Here is a 2,274-nt window from a genome sequence, read left to right on the forward strand (position 1 = left end):
CCGAGGGTGATGTCCTGTTTCGTTCCGGCTTCGTTGCTGACGGTGAAGCCGCCGGCGAGGTTCTGCACGGTGGGGTTGTTGGTGATGGCGGTGTTCAGGTTGGCGGTGTCCATGCTCAGGGCGAGTCCGGCGCCGCTGACAGCGGCCTGGATATAATTGTCGCCCGTGACTTTGACTTCGCTTCCGGGTTTGACCGTTTTTTCGCCGGAGGCGCCGTCTTTCAGTTTCCAGCCCTGGGCGAGGGCGTCGATGGCTTCGCCGACGGTGTGCACCTGCGCGGGCGTGCCGGCGCTGTCGGTGACGTTGTAGGTGGGGGCGGTGTAGACGTTCGTATTGATGTCGTAGGCGGCTCCGCCTCCCAGCGCGGCCAGGTTCCCGTCGGCTTCCGTTTTCACCCGTTCCAGGTTGTCGTTGGTGCTCCACAGCTGGGAGCCGTTGACGGCGTCGGTACTGTTTTGGCTGATTTGTCCGGCGGCCACGTGGGTGACGGTCCGCTCTCCGCCGGCGTTTCCTACGGAGACGGTCCCTGCCGCGGTTCCTCCTGCGAAGGTGTAGGTTTTCCCGTTGATGGTGGCGTTGGGGGTGCTTACCGCGGCTTCCACGGTGCTGCCCGCGCCCAGTACGACGCTGTTGGCGATGCCTGCCGTGACTCCGCTTCCCACTACGTAGGTGTTGGCCGCTGTTACAGTGTTGTTGTTGCCTACGGCGGCGCTGTCGTTGACGCTGATGTTGTTGCTGTTGCCCACGGCCTGGGCGTTATTACCCGCAATGGTATTGTTGTTGCCCAGTGCCTGGGAGTCTGTCCCTGTGATAGTATTCGGGTCGCCGATGGCGGTGGAGTTTTCTCCACTTACATTACTCCGGTAGCCAATGGAGATAGTCTTTTTGCCGCTGGCGATGGCGCCATCCCCCATGGCGATGGCGTTCTCTTCCGTAGCGTCGCCGAAGATGGCAATGGAAGTGTCTCCGGTGGCGCTGGAGTTGTTCCCGACGGCGACGGAACTTTTGTCGGCGTTGCTGTTGTAACCCACCGCTATGGCAGTTCCTCCGAGCGCCTTGGCGTGGGTGCCGACGGCGATGCTCCCGGCTGTCGCCGCTTCCGCCTTGTAGCCCATCGCATAGGACTGATTCCCTTTGGCCTGCGCGTTGAAACCGACGGCGTAGGAGTGGTTCCCGTCGGCTTTGGCCCGCATCCCCAGCGCATAGCTGCCTACTTTGGCCGCGGCGGCGTTTTGTCCGACAGCGACGGCCGCGCTGCCCTTGGCGCTGGCTTTATCACCGATGGCGACGGCGCTTCCAGAGGTGGCGACGGCTTCTGTGCCGATGGCGACGGTTTTCTGAGCGGTGGCTTCCGCGTAGGTACCGACGGCGATGGCGTCGTTGGCGGTGGCTTTAGTGTACCCCGGAGGCAGCGGGGTGGTGTCGGAGGTGTCTACCATGCCGATGCCGATGCTTCTGTGCCCGGTAGCGGTGACTCTTTGTCCGATGGCGATGCTGCCGCCCTCGGCGTGGTCACCTCCTCCGAGAAAGCCCTGCGGTACTTGGGCTGTGTTGTTCTGGCCGATGGCGATGGAGGATCCAAAGTGGTTCCCCGCGACGTTATTGCCATCGCCCAGTATGACGGCTTGTTTTCCCTGGTTGTTGTTGCCGACGATGACTCCATTTACGCCGGTCATGCCGCTCCCGATGACGACGCCGTTAACCTGGGCGAGGTTGCTCCCGATGGCGGTGCCGTGGGACTGGCTGATGTGGCGCCCGATGCTGATGTCAGCGTCGCTTTGAGATGCCGCATCATACCCCAGGGCGATGCCGCCGCTGGATTTGGCGTTTTTACCGATGGCGATGGCGTTTGCTCGGGAACCGGCATGGAAGGAGGGGTTAGACGCCGTGTAGGGGTCGACGACGCTGGCGTCGGCTCCTTCGCCGATGGCAATCTGACCGCCCTGCTCGCCGGCGTGGGGGTTCGACAAGATATACGTGGTGTTCCCCGCTTTGGCGCCTTTACCGATGGCGATGATGTTGTTGTCGTCGCCCGTTCCGTTGATCACGGTCTGGGCGCTTTGTCCGATGGCGATGCTGTTCTCGCCCTTGGCGCCGTCGTTGTTGTAGTTGGTCCCGGCCGGGGAGGCGCTGTCGTCGGCGTTGACGGAGAAGTAGTGCGTCTGCGCTCTTTTCAGCTGCGCCACGTTGACCGCGTCGGTGTCTTCGGTGCCGGCGGCCAGGCCGGTGATCTGACGGGTGACGCGCATACTGGCAGGGGTCGAAGAGCTGGTG

General features: G+C 63.0%; 1 pseudogene. It reads right to left on the minus strand.

The window, feature by feature from the left end:
- Nucleotides 1-2,274 (minus strand): annotated as a pseudogene (locus tag B0D78_RS13500) (hypothetical protein); the annotation flags it as partial.

This window comes from Pyramidobacter sp. C12-8 (assembly GCF_002007215.1).
GTDB lineage: Bacteria > Synergistota > Synergistia > Synergistales > Dethiosulfovibrionaceae > Pyramidobacter.